Genomic DNA, 14,245 nt, shown 5'->3' with positions numbered 1-14,245 from the left:
GGCCACGGCGACCGCAGAGATCGATCTGCTCACCTCGTGGGAGGGCATCACCGCGCCGACCCGGCCCGACAGCGCGCCTTCGCTCGTGGTGCGCGGTCCGGCGGCGCTGCTCAAGGTCGTCGAATCGGCGCCGGTGCGCTCGGTGCGCACGAGGGTGGCCCGGCGGCTCATCGACTCGGCCCAGCGGGCGACCGACACCCTGGTCGACACGATCGGGGACGGGGTGCTGCTGTACCCGCCCTTCCCGCGGCTCGTGCCCAAGCACCGGCACACGATCGGGCAGCCGTGGCTGGCGACCAACACCGCGATCTTCAACCTGTACGGCCTGCCCACCACCCAGGTGCCGCTAGGCCTGACCGACAACGGTTTGCCGCTCGGCGTGCAGGTCGTCGCGCAACCCGGTGCGGACCACGTCGGCATCGCCGTGGCGCTGCAACTGGAGGACGCGCTCGGCGGCTGGGTGGATCCGGCGGCGGGCTAGTCGTCGGACCCGAACAGGACCGAAGGCGCGAGGTCGTCGTCGTCGCGCTCGTCGCCCACCGGTCCGCTCGGCAACGAACGACGTCCCGACAGCGTCAGTGGGATGCCGATCACGAACAGCACCGACGCGAGGATCAACCACAGCCCCGACCAGTCGAATCCGTCGGCGCCCCCGCCGGAGACGAAGACCGCGCCGACGCCGGCGCACTCGATGTGCACGGCGCCGGTGATGCCGGAGCGGAACGACGCGATCTCGTCGGTCGCCTTGGTGTCCTTGCCCTGCGGGCTGACCGAGAGGGCCGCGGCCGGCTGCCCGGCTTCGGCGGCGGTGCAATGCAGTGACGACACCTGAACGCCCACCTTGTCGAGACGGCGGACGCCAGCCGGGATGGACAGCCAGTAGGTGTGCCCGGCGGTCAGCTGCACGTAGGCCGGCGGGGCGCCGGCGTGGGTGTACGCGCGGCGCTCCAATCCCGCCTGCACTCCGTAGAGCGCCCAGCACGCGGTGCCGGCGAGGACCACGACGATGCCGCAGACGAGAGTCCGGACGGAGCCGGCACGAGGAGCGGACACAACCGAGAGACTAGTGCTCGACGGGCGGGGGCTAGTGTGCGACGCCGTGCGGGTGCTCATGCTGTCGTGGGAGTACCCACCTCTGGTGGTCGGTGGCCTGGGCCGTCACGTCGAGGCACTCGCCCGCCAACTCGCCGCCGAGGGCCACGACGTTCGGGTCGTGACCCGAGGGCTGGAGTCGGCCGGCTCGGCGGAGAAGCGCGACGGCGTGCGGATCACCCGGGCGGCGGCCGATCCGCTCGCCATCGACTTCACCACCGAGTCGTTGCTGGCCTGGTCGCAGGCGGCCGAGCACGCGCTCTTGCGGGCCGCGCTGCCGGTGGTCAAGCGCTGGCGGCCGGACGTTGTCCACGCCCACGACTGGCTCGTCGCCCAGACCGCGATCACGGTGTCGGAGTCGACCGCCGCGCCCCTGGTTGCGACCCTGCACGCCAGCGAAGCCGGTCGCCATCACGGCTGGCTGCCCCGTCCGCTGAATCTGGCGATCCACTCCGTCGAGCGCTGGCTGGCGCAGCGGGCTGCGGCCGTCATCACCTGTTCGACCACGATGCGTGACGACGCGGCCACCCTGTACGAGTTGCCGCCGGACAAGATCACCATCGTTCCGAACGGGGTCGAGGCCGCGCGATGGACGGCCACGGCCGCGGCGAAGGCCCGGACCCGAGCCGGCATCCCAGGCGACGGACCCCTGCTCGTCTTCGCCGGTCGACTGGTGCACGAGAAAGGTGTGCAGACGCTGCTGCAGGCGCTTCGGCTCCTGCGCGACACCGACCCTGGGATCCGGCTCGCGGTCGCCGGGACGGGAGCCCACGAGACAACCCTGCGCGCCCGGGCCCGGCAGCTGCGGATCGCCCGGGCGGTCGACTGGCTCGATTTCGTCGCCGAAGCCGAGCTCCCGGCGCTGTTCGGTGCCGCCGACGTCGCCGTCGTCCCGTCCCTCTACGAGCCGTTCGGGATCGTGGCCCTCGAGGCCGCGGTCGCCGGAACGGCCCTCGTGGTGGCTGACACCGGAGGCCTGCGCGACCTCGCCACGGCCGGTGTGGCGGCGGCATCCTTCCCGGCCGGGAACGCCGCCGCCCTGGCCGACGCGGTGGCAGCGTTGCTGGCCGATCCGGCCGGGGCACGTCGGGCGGCGCTGCGGGCCGCCCGCGTCGTGCGCCGCGACTACACCTGGGCGACGGTGGGCACCCGGACCGTCGACGTCTACCGTTCCGTTCTCGACTGAACCGCTCGAGTTGTCCGAACGTGCACGACGCTCAGAGGAGGCGGCGGTCCTTGATGACCCGCGCCGGTACCCCCACCGACACCGAGTAGGGGGGCAGGTCATGGGTGACGACGGCGTTGGCCCCCACCACCGCGCCCTCGCCGATCACGACGCCACGAGCCACGGTCACCTTCGTCCCGATCCACACGTCGGGCTCGATCCGCACCCGCGACTTGCTGATTCCCTGGTCCTTGATTGGCATGGTGAGGTCGTTGAACTTGTGGTCGAAGTCCGAGACGTAGATGTCGTCGGCGAACAGCGCTGCCGCGCCGATTTCGATGTCGAGGTAACAGTTGATGGAGACACCGCGGCCCAGGACGCTCTTGTCCCCCACCGTCAGCGTGCCTTCGTGACAGCGCAGCGCGGTGTCGACGCCCAGGTGCAGCCAACGCCCGAGGACGATCCGGCCGTAGCCGCGGCGGGCGTAGATCTCGACACCGCGGTCCATGAAGACGAGGCCGCGAGCGACGATGTGCCGGTTGCGCAGCCGGAACATGACGAAGCGCCAGTAACGGACGAGGTACCACGGCGTGAACGCCCGGTGGCGGATGATCCAGCGCAGCGACGACACCGTGAAGAACTTCGCGCTGCGCAGCTCGGTGTCACGGCGCTGGAGCATGGTCAGGCCGCCAGGCCCAGTGCGGGCAGCAGGTCGCGCGGCTCGGCGCACACCGGGTCGGCGCCGGCCCGTTCCAGCTCGCCGGGCCGGCCGTAACCCCAGCCGGCGCCGATGCAGCGAATGCCGTGCTCGCGCGCCCCGAGCACGTCGTGCGCACGGTCCCCGACCATCACCACGTCGGGCGGGTCCAGCGCGCCCAACCGGCCGAGAACCTTGTCGATGACGAGGGCTTTGGTGCGCAGCGATCCGTCCAGCTCGTCGCCACCCACCGTCTCGAAGAACTCAGCAAGACCGAGGTGTTCGACGATCGGCTTCGCGTAGTGCTCGGGCTTGCTCGTCGCGACGGCAAGCCGCACGCCCGACCCATGCAGCACGGCCAGCACGTCGCGGACGCCGGCGTAGGCGGATGTCTCGTACATGCCGGCCGCGCCGTACTTCTCGCGGTAAGCGCCGATGACCGCCGGCAGCTTGTCCTCGCCGCCGATCAGCGGAGGCAGTGACTCGTAGAACGGTGGGCCGAGCAGCACCTGCTCGGTCGTCGGATCCAACGGCGGCAGGCCGTTCACGGTGAAGGCGTGACGCAGCGCGCCGAGTATCCCCGGCGCCGAGTCCGACAGCGTTCCGTCGAGGTCGAAGAGCACCACGGCCGCCACGGTCAGGGCTTCAGACCGGTGATCTCGGCGTTGTAGAACAGGCCGCGGGGCACGAGCCCCTCCAGACGCTGGTCCACGGCCGACAGCCGCTGCCAACCCTTGAGGGCGAAGTTCGCCCACCGCATACCGAGCTTCTCCCTCGGCACGGCGCACTCGAAGGTACGGACGGGCCAACCGAACCACGACGCGAGCAGCTCCGAGGTCGCGACCCGCACCTCGACCGCACCCGCGCGACGGGCCGTCGCCTCCAGACCGTCGGGCGCGAACGTGTGGATGTCGACCACCGCCTCGAGCGCGGCGGCCCGCGACGACTCGTCGAGCTCGGCCTGGGAACGCCGCCAGCCGGCCAGTTGCGGCAGGCGGGTCGCGCGAGTGGCGGCCCACCAGGTGAACCGCGACAGTCGCCGCGCGACGTAGTCGCCGTGCCGAGTCGGCTCGCCGGCGAAGACGAAGCGGCCACCGGGTTTGAGCACCCGCAGGATCTCGGCGAAGGCGAGGTCGAGGTCGGGAATGTGGTGCAGCACGGCATGCCCGATGACGATGTCGAACGTGTCGTCGTCGTACGGCAGGCGTTCGGCGTCGGCCACCCGACCCTCGACCTGGAAGCCCAGCCCACGCGCGTTGCGCTGCGCGACCTCGACCATGCCAGGGCTCAGATCGGTGACGGAGCCCTCGTCGATGATGCCGGCGAGCTTCAGGTTGAGGGTGAAGAAACCGGTGCCGCAGCCCAACTCGAGCGACTTGGCATACGGCCAGCCGCCGTTGCCCGCCACGTGCACGAAGCGGTCACGCGCGTAGTCGATGCAGCGCTGATCGAAGGAGATCGACCACTTCTCGTCGTAGGTGCCGGCCTCCCAGTCGTGATAGAGGATGTTGGCCAGCTTCGGGTCGCTCCACGCGGCCTCGACCTCTTCGGCCGTCGCGTGCGGGTTGGGAGCGCTCACTCGAACACCGCCTTCCCCGGCCCGTTCTCGATGAAGGACTGCATGCCGGTGGCGCGGTCCTTCGTCGCGAAGACGGAGGCGAACAGGTGGGACTCGAGGCGCAGCCCCGTCGCGAGGTCGCCGTCCAGTCCACCGTCGATCGCGGCCTTGGCCGCGGCCAGCGCGAGGGCCGGCCCCTTGGCGAACTTGCCGGCCATGGCCAGCGCGGCGTCGTACACCTCGGCGGCGGGCACCACGGCGTCGACCAACCCGATGTCCAGCGCCTCCTGCGCATCGACGAAGCGGCCGGTGAAGATGAGGTCCTTGGCCTTGGCCGGGCCGACGAGGCGCGGCAACCGCTGCGTCCCGCCCATTCCCGGAATGATTCCGAGCAGGATCTCCGGCTGGCCCCACTTCGCGTTGTCGGCACTGATCCGGAAGTCGGCGGTCAGGGCGAGTTCGCAACCGCCGCCCAGGGCGTAACCGGTCACTGCAGCGATGACCGGCTTGGGGATCCGCGCGAGCGCGTCGAGCGCGGACATCACCCGAGCCGCGTCGCGCATCATGTAGGCGTGGTCCTGCCCGGCGAACTCCTTGACGTCGGCGCCGGCCGCGAAGACCTTCTCACCGCCGTAGAGCACGACAGCGCGCACCGACTCTTCGGCGCCGACTTGCGTCGCGGCGGCCCGGAGCTGCTCCTGCATGGCCGAGTTGATCGCGTTCATCGGCGGGCGTTGCAGCCGAATGGTCGCCACCCCGTCGCTGACCTGAACGCTGACAACGTCGTCGCTGCTCATGCCCTCACTCCGCCCGGCGTCGCTCACAACGCCCTTCCGGTTTCCCGCCTCGGTCTCCAGGAGCCTACGGTGTAGCCGGATCGGAAGGGATCGCGGATGAACCTGGGCAAGATCGAATCGATACCGGTCGTCAAGGCGATCGGTGTGCGTGTGCTGAAGGTGCATCAGCTCGTCTACGAGCGCAGCGGCGGCCGCATCGGGCACCGGCTGGCCGGCACCCGCAGCCTGCTGCTGCGCACCGTCGGCGCGAAGACCGGACAGCCTCGCACCAACGCTCTGACCTACGTCAAGGACGGAGCCGACTACGTGGTGGTGGCGTCGATGGGCGGCGCGCCCCGATCGCCGGGCTGGTACCACAACCTGCGGGCAGATCCGGACGTCGAGATCCAGGTCGGGACGAGGCGCATCCAGGTCACGGCCCGGACCGTGCTACCCGGCGACCCCGACCGCGAGCGCCTGTGGCAACTCGCTGACGAGAACAACGAAGGCCGGTACCGCGCCTATCAGAAACAGACCAGCCGGCCCATCCCGGTCGTGGTGCTGTCCCCGCGCTGACCGTCAGGCCGCAGCCGCTCGCGCCGCCGCCAGGAGCTCCTCGGGCGGAGGGCCGAGTGGAACCGAGGGGGTTGCTCGCAGTTCGGCGAAGCGGGCCTCGATGTGGCGCTGGAGGGCCAGGTCGTCGTCCAGCACCCCGGTGCGGTCGAGCAGTCCGATACGCCGGTTGAAGACCCGGAAGACGTCCGGATCGACGCGCGCCACGGCCCCCGCGGCGGTCATGGTGAACAGGGCGTAGTCACCGTCATGGTGGGCGGCGTCCACGGATTCGCCCATCCAGTTGCGCAGCCGCTGCTCGTCGAGCGCGCTTGCCCAGCTGAACCGTTCCTGCAGCTCGGGCAGCGTCGCGACGGCGTAGGCGTCCGCGGCGTCGACAACGTCGGCGTGGTCGGACAGCGCGCCGGCGATCGCCGCGGCGTGTATCAAACCGAAGGCCAGTCCGTGCGCCAGCGTCGGGTCGGTGTGACAGTAGGCGTCCCCGGCGAGCAGCAGGCCTGGCATCGGCGACGCCCGGTCGGTGAACGAATTGCGCAGACCGGCCATCGGCATCACATCGGTGATCGGGTCGACGCCGTCCCGGTTCACCCACGACGCGAGGGCGGGGATGCGGGCGACCGCGGCCTCGAACGCCGGCGGATGGTTCAGCACCCGCCAATCGAGCACGCCGGCCGGGGCCGCCAGCAGCCCGGCGAACGTCCCGTTGTCGCCCGGGAAGGTCGCGAAGGCCAGGTAGCCGAGGTCACCGCGCGGGCTGAGGAACCACGGACCGTCGGGCAGGTCGAAGCCAGGACGCTGCCGGTAGTAGCGGCAGTAATAGACGACGCCGCAGGAATTGACCGTGGGCTCCGGCTCGGTCGCGCCGGTCGAGGGGAGCCAGCCTGCGGGCGGCGGGCGCCGGCCGTGCGCGTCGACCACGAGGTCGGCGGGCAGCTCGCCGTCGTCGGTCCGGACGCCGGTGACGGTGCCCTGTTCGGCGGTGAGCGCGTGCACGCGCACACCGGCGGCGACGGTGATGCCAGGCTCGGCGGCAACTGCTGAGCGCAGCGCCCATTCGATGAGCGGTCGGCGGACGGCCAGGTAGACGAGGTCAGCATCCTCGGACCGGACGGGCCCGGGCAGCTTGGCGCGCAGGTCCACCTCCGACGCCCCGGCGCCCAGCAGCTCGTCATAGACGTCCGGAAGTTCTCGCCGCAGCTCGAGTCGGGCGCGGGGTATGAACGCGTGCGGCTGGAGATAGTGCGGGACGCCGGGACGAGGCAGGTCCGGCGCCATCTCGATCGGACCCGCGGGCACGACGTCACGTTCGACGATGGTCACCTGGGCGTCGCGGCGTGCTGCGAGCAACGCCGTCGCCAGCCCGGTGACGCCACCACCGATGACGACAACGCGGCGGATCGGCACGTCGCGAGCGTAGGCGGCGACCGGCGCCTGCGCGACCTATCGTGGACGTGGTGGAGGCGGCGCCGCAGCTCAACCGGGCCGATCGCCTGCACGCCGCGATCGCCCGCGACGGCCCGGCCTGCGTCTGGTGCGCCCGCCCGTTCGGCGACCTCGTCCGACCGACGACCGAGCATCTCGTCCCCCGCGTGAAGGGCGGCCCGTCGTGGTTGGAGAACGAGGTGGCCGCGTGCCGCCGGTGCAACAGCCAACGCGGTCATCAGTCGATCTCCCAGTGGGCCGAGGAATGCCGTCGCCGCGGCTGGCCACCCGACCTGGCCCGCGTCGAGCGGGTGCTCGCGTCACTGGATGTCGCGATAGCGGCTCGCGGCGGGCACCACCGGGCGCGGCCGTACATCGCGCACCAGCGGCGCCGGTTGGCCCGCCTCTGAAGCGGATTCAATGCCGTCTTCCCACCCCGTGCGGTTGATTCGCGCCCGAGAAATCAACCACCCGAGGTAGGAAGGCGGTGTCGGTCGGGTGCTAGGTCGCCGGTCGTGACAAGCTCGATGAGCGGCGCGTACAGCCCCATGACCGCCAGGGCCTGCTCGTGGCTGACGTCGGTCGCCCCGGCACACGCGTCGGTGACGAGCCGGATCCGCGTCCCGGCATCGGCCGCCGGCAACGCCGTCGAAATGACGCAGCAGTCCGTCGATACGCCGGCCAGCACGATGTCGTCGCGGCCGACGCGGCCGGCGAGTTCCGGTCCCCACTTGCCGAACGTCGGCGCAGCCACCGCGTCGCCTGCATAGCGGGCGAACGGTTCGACGAGGTCGTAGAGCGGCGCATCGGGCGGCTGCAACGCGAACGGGAAGCGCTCGTAGTACGGCCGCCAGGCGCCCTGCGGCTCGGCCGGCGCGACGAACCGCGTGAACGTCACGCGCGGCGCGTACCGCTCGGCCAGCGCCACGATTCGCGGGACGATCTCGGCGAACCGCGGGGTGAACCACTCGCTGTCCGGGTCGCCGAACACGTGCTGCATGTCGATGACGACCAGGTGCTCGGTCATGCCGGTCGCGACTCCTGTGCGCGGACGCGCTGCCGCTCGACGACGAAGGTGACGAGGAAGGCAAGCGCCAGCGCGGCGAGGACGCCCAGGCCGGCGTAGGCCCACGAACCGGTCTTGCCGCCGAGGCCGATCGGGTCGAGCAGGTAGCCCTGCCAATCCAGCCAGTCGGCGTTGGTGTTCGTCACCAGACCCCAGCCCAACGCGGTTGCCACCGCGAGCACCGCCAGTGGCAGTATCCGGACGTCGCCATAGCGCCCGTGTGGCTCGAACAGCTCCGGCTCCGCATAGTCGGTTCGGCGCAGGGCGAGGTCGGCCAGGAAGATGCCGCACCAGGCTGCGATCGGGACGCCGAGGGTGAACAGGAAGCCCTGGAACGGTTGGAAGAAGTTGTCGGCGAAGAAGACGACGTAGATCGTGCCGGCGATCATGATCACACCGTCGATGAGCGCGGCCTGGTAGCGCGGGATCCGCAACCCGGCCGTGAGCAAGGACAGGCCGGACGAGTAGATGTCGAGCGCTGCCCCGCCGATGAGCCCGAGCACCGCGACGATCACGAACGGCACCAGCAGGCCCTTGGGCAGCTCCACCGAGAGGGCACCGATCGGGTTGGCGGCGATGCCCTCGCTCAGTTTCGGTGAGGAGCCGGCCAGCAGAAGGCCGAAGACCAGCAGGACGATCGGCGCCACCGCACCGCCGAAGGCCGTCCAGAAGACCACCTGTCCGCTGGACGAGCGCCGCGGTAGGTAGCGCGAGTAGTCGGCGGCCGCGTTGACCCAGCCGAGTCCGAAACCCGTCACGAAGAGCACGAACGCGCCGAGGACGTGCTGCGTCGAGCCCGAGTGGATCGCCGAGACGGTCTGCCAATGGATCTTGTCGGAGACCGCGACGATGTACGCGATCGTCAGGATCCCGGTGATGACGGTGATCCACGTCTGCAGGCGCATGATCAGGTCGAAGCCGAATACGCCGGCGGCCACGGTGAGCAGCGCGACGACGATCATCGCGCCGACCTTCGTCCCGTCCCCCCCGCCCCATCCCAACCGGTCGAACACCGTTGCGGTGGCGAGCGTGGCGAGGATGACGAGCACGGTCTCCCACCCCACGGTCAGGACCCAGGACAACACGGCCGGGACCCGGTTGCCGCGCACGCCGAACGACGAGCGGCTCAGCACGAGCGTCGGCGCCGAACCGCGCTTGCCGGCGACGGCCACGAAACCGCAGAGGAGGAACGAGGCGGCGATGCCCAGCACGCCGGCGATCAGCGCCTGCCAGAACGAGATGCCGAACCCGAGGGCGAACGCGCCATAGGCGAGCCCGAGCACGGAGACGTTCGAGCCGAACCAGGGCCAGAACAGCTGTCGCGGGGCGCCCTTGCGCTCGAGATCGGGGATGACGTTGATGCCGTTGGTCTCCACGCGCAGAGCGGCGGTCTCGGGTGCGATGGCTTCGGTACTGGTCATGGTTGCCTCCGTCAGAGGAAACGCCGACCCTCAGCGGCGCCTTCCCACCTCGGGTGGTTGATTCCGGCCGGTGAAATCAACCACACCGGGCGGGAAGGCGAGGTCAGTGGTCGGCCCGGGCGTACCAGCGGCCGCCGCGCCGCTCGACGCGCAACGGCAGCCCGAACGTCTGGGACAGGTGCTCGTCGGTGAGGACGTCACGGGCGAGGCCGGACGCGACCACCGCCCCGTCGCGCAACAGCAGGACGTGGGTGATCCCCGGCGGCAGTTCCTCGACGTGGTGGGTCACCAGCACCGAGGCCGGGGCGTCGGGGTCCTCGGCGAACCGGGTGAGCCGCCTCAGCAGATCCTCGCGCCCGCCGAGATCCATGCCCGCGGCCGGCTCGTCCAGGAGCAGCACCTCCGGATCGGTCATCAGGGCCCGGGCGATCTGGACGCGGGCCTTCTCGCCCTGGCTCAGCGTGCCGTAGATGCGTTCGGCGAACCCGCCGACGCCGAGCCGGTCGAGCAGCAGGACCGCCCGCCGCACGTCCAGCCGGCCGTAGGCCTCCCGCCACCGCCCGAGCACCGAGTAGCCCGCGCTGACGACGACGTCACTGACCCGCTCGCCGGCCGGGATCCGCTCGGCCAGTGACGCGCTGGCCAGCCCGATCCGCGGCCGCAGCTCGAACACGTCCACGCGGCCCAGCCGTTCGCCGAAGACATACGCCTCCCCGGCCGAGGGGTGCATGTTGGCGGCGGCGATCTGCAGGAGCGTCGTCTTGCCGGCGCCGTTGGGCCCCAACACCGCCCACCGCTCGTCCTCCTCGACGGTCCAGTTGATCCGGTCGAGCAGGGTCTTCGACCCGCGCCGCACCGTCACGTCGACGAACTGCAGCACCGCGTCGGGGTTGATCTCCACCACTCGTCCATCAAAGCGCACCGGCGCTGCCGCGAGCAGGAGGGCTCTCGCGGCAGCACCGGTGCTCGGGGCCTCTCGGCCCGGTGGAGCTAGTCGGCCGGCCCCGTGCCGAGGGTGACCGTCGCCGTATGTGAGGTGCCGGCCGGGTCGGTCCACCTGACCGAGACCCGATTGCCGGGCTGGTACTTCGCCAGGGTGCTCTTCAGCGTGTCGGCCGAGGTCACCTGCTTGCCGTCGATCGCCGTGACGGTCGAACCCTGAGTGATCCCGGCGTCGCCGGCGGGGCCGCCGGGGAGCAGGGTCGTGACGGCGGCGCCCTGCGTGCCGCCGGCTCCGACGCCCACTCCGAGGAACGCGGGGAGCCCGATGTGGATGGTGCTCGTCTCGACGCCGCTCTCGATCCGGTCGGCGATCTTGACCGCGTCGTCGATCGGGATCGCGTACGCGGCCGAGGTCACCGCCCGGTTGGCCGAGGCGGCGGTGTCCATGCCGATGATCTCGCCCTTGGCGTTGTAGAGCGGACCGCCCGAGTCGCCGGAGATGATGGCGGCGTTGATCTCGATGAGTCCGGTCAGTCGCTCGCCGCTCTGACCGGATTCGTCGGTCGCGGTGATCGACTGGTTCAGCGCGGTGACCGCACCCGGCGAGGCCTGCAGCTTGCCGGTGCCGCCGGCGTTGCCGACGCCGACGACGGCATCGCCGACGGCGACGTCGGAGGAGTCACCGACCTTGGCGGTGGTCAGGCCGGGCGCATTACGTAGTTGCAGCAGGGCCACGTCGTCGGACGGGTCGGTGCCCACGACGTCAGCGCGGTACGACTTCCCGGTGGAGGCGACGGTCACCGTGATGCTGGTAGCGCCGTTCACCACGTGGTTGTTGGTCAGGATCTCGCCGTTCGAGGTGAGGACCATCCCGGTTCCCGCGCTCTCCGCCCGCTGATACGCCAGGACCGAGACGATGGTGACGATCCCCTTCTGCTGCTCGGCGGTGGCCAACGAAGCGCTCGTCGACGTGCCGGGGCGACCGTTCGGGTTCAGCCCGCCCGACCCCGGGTTCGGCGTCGTTGGCAGGGCTTGGGCGAACGATCCGTTGCCGCTGATGACGCTGCGGGATTCCGAGACCGCGACGCCGCCGAACACCGCACCGGCGGCCAGGATCGCGATGCCGGCGCCGAGGAGTCGGCCGCGCTTCCCGCGCTGAGGGCCGGTGGCCGGCGGCGCGAGCGGCTGGCCGTAGGCAGGGTAGTAGCCGGCGTAGGGGTTGTACGCGCCGGGATGCGGGCCGTCGGCGCCCGCGGCGGGGTCGGGGTACGGGTTGAGCGAGGTCATGACAACTACGTAACCCTCCGTACCCCGCCGCTCACTGAGCGCTGGCCATGAGCATGCTGGGAATGATCGATCCACTATCGTCCCACCGGTGCTGCCCGATCAACTGAGCGCCGCCCTCGCCAAGCGGCTGGACCGGGCGTGGCCGGGTGCGCCGTTCCCGCTCGGGGCCAACTGGGACGGCGAAGGAACCAACTTCGCGCTGTGGTCGACCACGGCGACCGCGGTATCCGTCTGCCTCTTCGACGCCAACGGCCTCGAGACCCGCATCGCCCTGGGCGATCGCACCTATCACGTCTGGCACGGTTACGTCCCCGGCGTCGGGCCCGGCCAGCGGTACGGCTTCCGGGTCGAAGGCCCGTTCGAACCGGCGAAGGGGCTGTTCCACAACCCGGCCAAGCTGCTGCTCGATCCTTACGCCCGCGCGATCGAGGGCGACTTCACCGACGACCCGTCCGTCTACCCCGGCAGCGGCGCCGACTCGGCCCCGTGCGTCCCCCGGTCGGTCATCGTCCACGACGGCTTCCCATGGGGCGACGACCACCGCCCGAACGTGCCATGGGACGACACTGTCATCTACGAACTGCACCTGCGCGGGTTCACCCAGCACCATCCCGACATCCCGCCGGAACTGCGCGGCACCTACACCGGGCTCGCCCACCCCGCGGCGATCGACCACCTGCGCTCACTGGGCGTGACGGCCGTCGAGTTGATGCCGATCCACGCCTTCGTCTCCGAACCGCACCTGCAGCGACGCGGCGCGCGCAACTACTGGGGCTACAACTCGGTCGGCTTCTTCGCGCCGCACGCCGCGTACGCAACCAGCTTGGGCGACGCGGCCGATGCCGTGCGCGAGTTCAAGGCGATGGTCCGCGCGCTGCACAAGGCCGGCATCGAGGTCATCCTCGACGTCGTCTACAACCACACGGCCGAGGGCGGACCCGACGGCCCCATGCTCGAGTTCCGCGGCATCGACAACGACGCCTACTACCGCCTCGACGAGACCGATTTGTCGCGCTACGTCGACTACACCGGCTGTGGCAACACCTTCGATCCCCGCCGCCCCTTCCCGCTCCAGGTGATCACCGACTCGCTGCGATACTGGATCACCGAGATGCATGTCGACGGGTTCCGCTTCGACCTGGCCTCGGCGTTGGCCCGCTCACTGCACGACGTCGACAAGCTGTCGTCGTTCTTCGACACCATCCACCAGGACCCGGTGATCTCGCAGGTGAAGCTGATCGCCGAGCCGTGGGACGTCGGTGACGGCGGCTACCAGGTCGGCGAGTTCCCCCCGCTGTGGACGGAGTGGAACGGCAAGTACCGCGACACCGTCCGGTCGTTCTGGGCGCACGGGGCCGACGGCGTGCGCGACCTCGCCTTCCGGCTCTCCGGCTCGTCCGACCTCTACGGCGACGACGGGCGGCTGCCGATCGCGTCGATCAACTTCATCACTGCGCACGACGGCTTCACCATGCGCGACCTGGTTTCCTACGCCGAGAAGCACAACGACGACAACGGCGAGGACAACCGCGACGGCACCGACGACAACCGCTCCTACAACTGCGGCGTGGAGGGTGAACCGGCCCCGCCCGCGGTCCAGTCGCTGCGGCGGCGGCAAGCGCGCAACCTGCTCGCCACCCTGCTGTTGTCGACCGGCGCGCCGATGCTCGTCGCCGGCGACGAGATGTGGCGCACGCAGCGCGGGAACAACAACGCCTACGTCCACGACAACGAGGTCTCGTGGCTCGACTGGACACCGACCGAGCCCGGTCAGGACATGCTCACCCTGACCCGACGGCTGCTGGCCCTGCGCCGGGCGCATCCGGTGCTTCGGCAGAGCGCCTTCTTCGAGGGCCATCCCGTCAAAACAGGAGACGGCTACTCCGACACCAAAGACCTCGCCTGGTTCCACCCGGCCGGGCGCGAGCTCGCCGAGGACGACTGGTTCGACACCGGGCTGCGTTCCATCGGCATGTATCTCGACGGGCGCGGCCTGCGTCACCGCACTGCCCGCGGCGAGACGATCATGGACGAATCGTTCCTGCTGCTGCTGCATTCGGGCGACGCGGACGGCTACTTCACGCTCCCGGACGCGCCCTGGGCCACCGCATATGAGGCGATCATCGACACCACCCAGCCGGGCGGCGTTCCGGCCGGCTCGAGCGCTCCGTTGACCGGCGGGATGGATCTGCCCATGCAGGCGCGCTCGGTGCTGCTGCTCCAGGTGCGGCGCGGCTGACCGCGAA

Annotated in this window: 15 protein-coding genes; 5 read left to right on the top strand and 10 right to left on the bottom strand. The window is 70.6% G+C overall.

The window, feature by feature from the left end; all coding sequences use genetic code 11:
- The coding region (locus tag ABR571_RS09950) for an amidase family protein (RefSeq protein WP_409453037.1) at nt 1-481 on the top strand (481 nt) is incomplete at its 5' end.
- On the opposite strand, the gene ABR571_RS09945 is transcribed toward ABR571_RS09950, so the two are convergent.
- Nucleotides 478-1,053 (bottom strand): hypothetical protein, encoded by a 576-nt coding sequence (locus ABR571_RS09945; protein WP_409453036.1) that lies wholly within the window; start codon nt 1,051-1,053, stop codon nt 478-480. The two genes, ABR571_RS09950 and ABR571_RS09945, sit on opposite strands and share 4 nt — an antisense overlap.
- Nucleotides 1,054-1,099: 46 nt before the next feature.
- Here ABR571_RS09945 and ABR571_RS09940 point away from each other — a divergent pair, with 46 nt between their 5' ends.
- Complete coding sequence (locus ABR571_RS09940; protein WP_409453035.1) at nt 1,100-2,278, top strand: glycosyltransferase family 4 protein; 1,179 nt, start codon at nt 1,100-1,102, stop codon at nt 2,276-2,278.
- A gap of 31 nt (nt 2,279-2,309) precedes the next feature.
- On the opposite strand, the gene ABR571_RS09935 is transcribed toward ABR571_RS09940, so the two are convergent.
- The 4 genes from ABR571_RS09935 to ABR571_RS09920 are packed head-to-tail and all read right to left on the bottom strand — an operon-like array spanning nt 2,310 to nt 5,309.
- Nucleotides 2,310-2,936: an acyltransferase gene (locus ABR571_RS09935; RefSeq protein WP_409453034.1), complete on the bottom strand. Its 627-nt coding sequence runs from the start codon at nt 2,934-2,936 to the stop codon at nt 2,310-2,312.
- Between the two features lie 2 nt (nt 2,937-2,938).
- Entirely contained in the window at nt 2,939-3,580 is a 642-nt protein-coding gene (locus ABR571_RS09930; RefSeq protein ID WP_409453033.1) for an HAD hydrolase-like protein, read from the bottom strand.
- 11 nt (nt 3,581-3,591) lie between these two features.
- Nucleotides 3,592-4,533 (bottom strand): class I SAM-dependent methyltransferase, encoded by a 942-nt coding sequence (locus tag ABR571_RS09925; protein ID WP_409453032.1) that lies wholly within the window; start codon nt 4,531-4,533, stop codon nt 3,592-3,594.
- Complete coding sequence (locus tag ABR571_RS09920; RefSeq protein WP_409453031.1) at nt 4,530-5,309, bottom strand: enoyl-CoA hydratase/isomerase family protein; 780 nt, start codon at nt 5,307-5,309, stop codon at nt 4,530-4,532. The genes ABR571_RS09925 and ABR571_RS09920 overlap by 4 nt, the downstream gene beginning before the upstream one ends.
- A gap of 96 nt (nt 5,310-5,405) precedes the next feature.
- Between ABR571_RS09920 and ABR571_RS09915 the strand changes: the two genes are divergently transcribed.
- On the top strand, nt 5,406-5,864 hold the full coding sequence (locus ABR571_RS09915) for a nitroreductase family deazaflavin-dependent oxidoreductase (RefSeq protein WP_409453030.1): 459 nt from the start codon (nt 5,406-5,408) through the stop codon (nt 5,862-5,864).
- A gap of 3 nt (nt 5,865-5,867) precedes the next feature.
- Here the strand turns inward: ABR571_RS09915 and ABR571_RS09910 are convergent, their stop codons facing one another.
- Complete coding sequence (locus ABR571_RS09910) at nt 5,868-7,265, bottom strand: NAD(P)/FAD-dependent oxidoreductase (protein WP_409453029.1); 1,398 nt, start codon at nt 7,263-7,265, stop codon at nt 5,868-5,870.
- 50 nt (nt 7,266-7,315) lie between these two features.
- On the opposite strand from ABR571_RS09910, the gene ABR571_RS09905 reads away from it, so the two are divergent.
- Nucleotides 7,316-7,693 carry an HNH endonuclease gene (locus ABR571_RS09905; protein ID WP_409453028.1) on the top strand — a complete coding sequence of 126 codons (378 nt, stop codon included), beginning with the start codon at nt 7,316-7,318 and terminating at the stop codon, nt 7,691-7,693.
- Nucleotides 7,694-7,746: 53 nt separating this feature from the next.
- Here ABR571_RS09905 and ABR571_RS09900 read toward each other — a convergent pair whose 3' ends face one another.
- The 4 genes from ABR571_RS09900 to ABR571_RS09885 form a co-directional block, all read right to left on the bottom strand.
- Nucleotides 7,747-8,310 carry a cysteine hydrolase family protein gene (locus ABR571_RS09900; RefSeq protein ID WP_409453027.1) on the bottom strand — a complete coding sequence of 188 codons (564 nt, stop codon included), beginning with the start codon at nt 8,308-8,310 and terminating at the stop codon, nt 7,747-7,749.
- Nucleotides 8,307-9,770, bottom strand: a complete 1,464-nt coding sequence (locus ABR571_RS09895) for a purine-cytosine permease family protein (protein WP_409453026.1) — start codon at nt 9,768-9,770, stop codon at nt 8,307-8,309. The genes ABR571_RS09900 and ABR571_RS09895 overlap by 4 nt, the downstream gene beginning before the upstream one ends.
- Nucleotides 9,771-9,873: 103 nt before the next feature.
- A complete protein-coding gene (locus ABR571_RS09890; protein WP_409453025.1) occupies nt 9,874-10,674 on the bottom strand; it encodes an ABC transporter ATP-binding protein in 801 nt (266 codons plus the stop codon).
- Nucleotides 10,675-10,760: 86 nt separating this feature from the next.
- Nucleotides 10,761-11,999 (bottom strand): S1C family serine protease, encoded by a 1,239-nt coding sequence (locus tag ABR571_RS09885; protein WP_409453024.1) that lies wholly within the window; start codon nt 11,997-11,999, stop codon nt 10,761-10,763.
- 88 nt (nt 12,000-12,087) lie between these two features.
- On the opposite strand from ABR571_RS09885, the gene glgX reads away from it, so the two are divergent.
- Entirely contained in the window at nt 12,088-14,238 is a 2,151-nt protein-coding gene (gene glgX / locus ABR571_RS09880; protein WP_409453023.1) for a glycogen debranching protein GlgX, read from the top strand.
- Nucleotides 14,239-14,245: the final 7 nt, after the last annotated feature.

The sequence above is a fragment of the Jatrophihabitans sp. genome, assembly GCF_046262535.1.
In the GTDB taxonomy this organism is placed as follows: Bacteria; Actinomycetota; Actinomycetes; order Mycobacteriales; family Jatrophihabitantaceae; genus Jatrophihabitans.
Note: the sequence above shows the minus strand (reverse complement) of the source record. Positions and strands in the feature narration are given on the sequence as shown.

Bases quoted from the DNA above. Each gene is read 5' to 3' on its own strand.
- ABR571_RS09935 (WP_409453034.1), bottom strand. From the start codon at position 2,936: ATGCTCCAGCGCCGTGACACCGAGCTGCGCAGCGCGAAGTTCTTCACG.
- ABR571_RS09920 (WP_409453031.1), bottom strand. From the start codon at position 5,309: ATGAGCAGCGACGACGTTGTCAGCGTTCAGGTCAGCGACGGGGTGGCG.
- ABR571_RS09915 (WP_409453030.1), top strand. From the start codon at position 5,406: ATGAACCTGGGCAAGATCGAATCGATACCGGTCGTCAAGGCGATCGGT.
- ABR571_RS09900 (WP_409453027.1), bottom strand. From the start codon at position 8,310: ATGACCGAGCACCTGGTCGTCATCGACATGCAGCACGTGTTCGGCGAC.
- ABR571_RS09895 (WP_409453026.1), bottom strand. From the start codon at position 9,770: ATGACCAGTACCGAAGCCATCGCACCCGAGACCGCCGCTCTGCGCGTG.
- ABR571_RS09885 (WP_409453024.1), bottom strand. From the start codon at position 11,999: ATGACCTCGCTCAACCCGTACCCCGACCCCGCCGCGGGCGCCGACGGC.